3 protein-coding genes are annotated in these 3,465 nt (G+C 65.1%); all 3 read right to left on the reverse strand.

Going from position 1 to position 3,465, the window contains the following annotated elements:
• Positions 1-1,024: bifunctional 2-methylcitrate synthase/citrate synthase (locus WBF82_RS11950; protein WP_424383239.1), on the reverse strand; the 1,024-nt coding region annotated here is incomplete at its 3' end.
• Positions 1,021-1,923, reverse strand: coding sequence for a methylisocitrate lyase (gene prpB / locus WBF82_RS11955; RefSeq protein WP_424383240.1), 903 nt, complete (start codon positions 1,921-1,923; stop codon positions 1,021-1,023). The genes prpB and WBF82_RS11950, both read right to left, overlap by 4 nt.
• Before the next feature lie 8 nt (positions 1,924-1,931).
• Complete coding sequence (gene prpD, locus WBF82_RS11960) at positions 1,932-3,437, reverse strand: 2-methylcitrate dehydratase PrpD (protein ID WP_424383241.1); 1,506 nt, start codon at positions 3,435-3,437, stop codon at positions 1,932-1,934.
• Between the last annotated feature and the right edge of the window lie 28 nt (positions 3,438-3,465).

Below are 3,465 nucleotides of genomic sequence, written 5' to 3' on the forward strand. Positions count from 1 at the left end.
TCCAGCCGGTGATACGGCTCATCACGAAAAGCGGTGTAAAGCTAGGAATGTCGAAGCCCATCAGGTAATAGGCCGGGCCGGTCGGGAAGTCCAGGTTGGGTTTGATCCCGGTCGCTGCGAACATCTCGATCTCCAGCACCTGGTAGATGTCCAGCCAGCGTTGGCCATCGGTGACTGCGGCGACTCTCGCCAGCGCCGCTTTCATCGTCGGTACCCGGGAGTCGCCGTTCTTGTAGACCCGATGCCCGAAGCCCATGACCTTGTCCTTACCAGACAGCTTGCGGTGCAACCATTCAGAGGCCTTGTCGGGGTGACCGATCTCGATCATGTCGTGCATGACCGCCTCGTTCGCGCCGCCGTGCAGTCGTCCTTTGAGCGCGCCGATCGCTGCGGTGACAGCGCTGTAGATGTCGGACTGCGTCGACGTCACCACCCGCGCGGCGAACGTGGACGCGTTGAAGCCGTGCTCGGCGTACAGGATCATCGACTGCTCGAACGCTTCGACCACAACCGATTCGGGGACGTCGCCGAAGCACATGTTCAGGAAGTTCTCGGCGTAACCGAGGTGGCTGTGCGGTGCGATCGGTGCCAAGCCCCGCCGTCGACGCATGTCGGCGGCCACGATGGTAGGTAGCACCGCGAACATGCGCAGCGACTTGGCGAAGTTGGCGGCCTCGGCGCTGTCGTCCTCCTCGGGATCCTCGGCGCCCAGGTAGCTGATCGCGGTGCGCACGACGTCCATGGGATGGCAGTTTTCCGGCAGCTTGGCCAACAGCGACAGCATCGAACGGTCGAGCCGGCGGCTGGCACGCTCACGCTGGCAGAACAACGCCAACTGGGCGTCGGTGGGCAATTCGCCGTGCCAGAGCAAGTACGCGACATGCTCGAAACTGCAGTGGGCGGCCAGATCCTGCACCGGGTAGCCGCGGTAGGTCAGTGAGTTGGTCTCCGGCACCACCTTGGAGATCGCGGTGGTGTCGACGACGACACCGGCCAACCCTTTGTGAACTTCTGTCCTGCTCATGGGTTTCCTCCTGCGATGTCGTCGTCAAATTGGTTGTAGTCGGCGTAGCGCAGCAGTTCGTAGAGCCTTTTGCGATGCTGCATTTGATTGAGCAAGCTGGATTGTGTTCCCGTGACATCGATTTCGCGCAGACCCGTTTCGACGACGTGCATCGCCAGCCGCAGTGTGGTGACCGGGTAGATCACCACGTTGTAACCGATATCGGTGAGTTGCGTGACGCTCAGCAGCTCCGACTTGCCGAACTCGGTCATGTTGGCCAGCAGCGGAGTGTCCACCGCGGCACGGAATCTCTCGAAATCCTCACGGCCGGACAATGCTTCGGTGAAGATCAGGTCGGCTCCGGCGTCGGCGTAAGCGCGCGCCCGCTCAATGGCACCGGGCAGGCCTTCGATGCTGGCAGCGTCGGTGCGCGCGCAGATGACGAAGTTTGGGTCCCGGCGCGCAGCGACCGCCGCCCGCAACCGTTTCACCATCTCTGCGGTCGGGACCACGTCCTTTCCGTCAAGGTGCCCACAGCGTTTGGGGTTGACCTGGTCTTCGAGATGACAGCCCGCCAGCCCGGCGTCCTCGAGCAGAGTGATGGTGCGCGCCGCGCTCATCGGCTCACCGAATCCGGTGTCGGCGTCGATCAGCGTCGGCAGATCGGTGGCCCCTGTGATCTGCGCTCCACGCGCCGTCACCTCGGTCAGTGTGGTCAGCCCGATGTCGGGCAGCCCCAAGTCGGCCGATAACACTGCGCCGGAGACATAGACGCCCTCAAATCCGATGTCCGCGATCACCTTGGCTACCAGCGGCGAGAATGCGCCCGGAAAGCGCTGCAGCCGACCGGAATTCAACCCGGCGCGAAACGCCACGCGTTTGGCAGCTGCGCTGGATGCCGCCGCCAACAATCCGGTGATCGGCCCGGTCATCGGAAGATCCCTGACGGAATGGTAGGCGCCTTGTCCAGCACCTCGGGCGCTACCCGCAGGTTCAGTGCGCTCAGCTCGCCACCCTTCAGATCCCCGACCCGCGGCACGACGTCCAGGAACCGTTGCTGCTCAACGGGATCAACGACCCCGTCGGCGAGCTCGGCGAACTTATCGACGTACTGCTCACGCTCGAAGGGTCGCGCCCCCAACGGATGCGCATCGGCGACGGCCAGCTCATCGACGATCACCTCGCCGCTCTTGAGTGTCACCTCCGCGCGCGCACCGAACGCCTTCTCCGATGGGTCGGTCGAGTGATACCGGCGGGTCCACTCCGGGTCCTCGACGGTGGAGATTTTGTGCCACAACTCGATCGTGTCTGGTCGATGCGCGCGGTCGGGGGCATACGAGAGTTCGTGATGCCAGCTGCCGTCCTGAAGCGCGACCGCGAAGATGTAGGGCAGCGAGTGATCCAGCGTCTCCCGCGACGCGTCGGGATCGAACTTTTGCGGATCCCCTGAGCCGGTGCCGATCACGAAGTGGGTGTGGTGGCTGGTGTGCAACACGATCGACGCGATCTGGTCGAGGTCTCCGATGCGCTCACGCAGCCGGCGGGCCAGGTCGATCGGCGCCTGGCTTTGGTATTCGGCGGAATGCTCCTTGGTGTAGCTGTCCAGGATGGCGCGTTTGGGTTCGCCGGGCGCGGGCAACGGCACCTGGTAGATGCGCTCCGGCCCGCCGAGCAGCCAGGCGATCACACCGTCCTCGCCTTCCCAGATCGGCGCCGGTGAACCCTCGCCCCGCATCGCTCGATCGACCGCTTCGATCGCGATCTTGCCGGCGAACGCCGGCGCGTACGCCTTCCAGCTGGAAATCAGACCCTTGCGCGATTGGCGGGTCGCCGTGGTCAGGTGCAGCGCCTGGCCGACCGCCTGGTAGATGGTCTCGGTGTCCAGCCGCAGCATGGTCCCGATGCCGGCGGCCACGGCGGGCCCCAGGTGTGCCACGTGGTCGATCTTGAACTCGTGCAAGGAGATTCCCTTGACCAGATCGATCTGGATCTCGTAGGCCGTCGCCACGCCGCGGAGCAGGTCGGCGCCGCGCGCTCCGAGTTGCTGCGCGACGGCCACCAGCGGCGGGATGTTGTCGCCGGGGTGCGAATAGTCGGCGGCCAAAAACGTGTCGTGGAAGTCCAGTTCGCGTACCGCGACCCCGTTGGCCCACGCCGCCCACTCCGCTGAGTAGCTGCCGTCGACCCCGAACACCGTCGCGCCGGGGCAGGCCCGGTGCGCGAGGGCTTGCTGACGAGCGGCGGTGACCGGTCTGCGCAGCACCGACGCGGCACTGACGGCCGCGTTGTCGATCATCCGGTTGATCACCATCGCCGCGGCCTCGGCCGGGACGGCGACCGGGTCGGCTGCGACCTCCGCGATCTTGTGAGCCAGATGCTCGGTGCGCGGGAAGTCGTCGGCGCTGCGGTGCGTCCGAACCGAATGGATCAACATAATCCGCACACTATGCAAACTCCATCGC

It is taken from the genome of Mycobacterium sp., assembly GCF_049673265.1.
Classification (GTDB): Bacteria; Actinomycetota; Actinomycetes; order Mycobacteriales; family Mycobacteriaceae; genus Mycobacterium.

Excerpts from the sequence above, each read along its gene's own strand:
- prpD (WP_424383241.1), bottom strand. The coding sequence starts at position 3,437 with ATGTTGATCCATTCGGTTCGGACGCACCGCAGCGCCGACGACTTCCCG.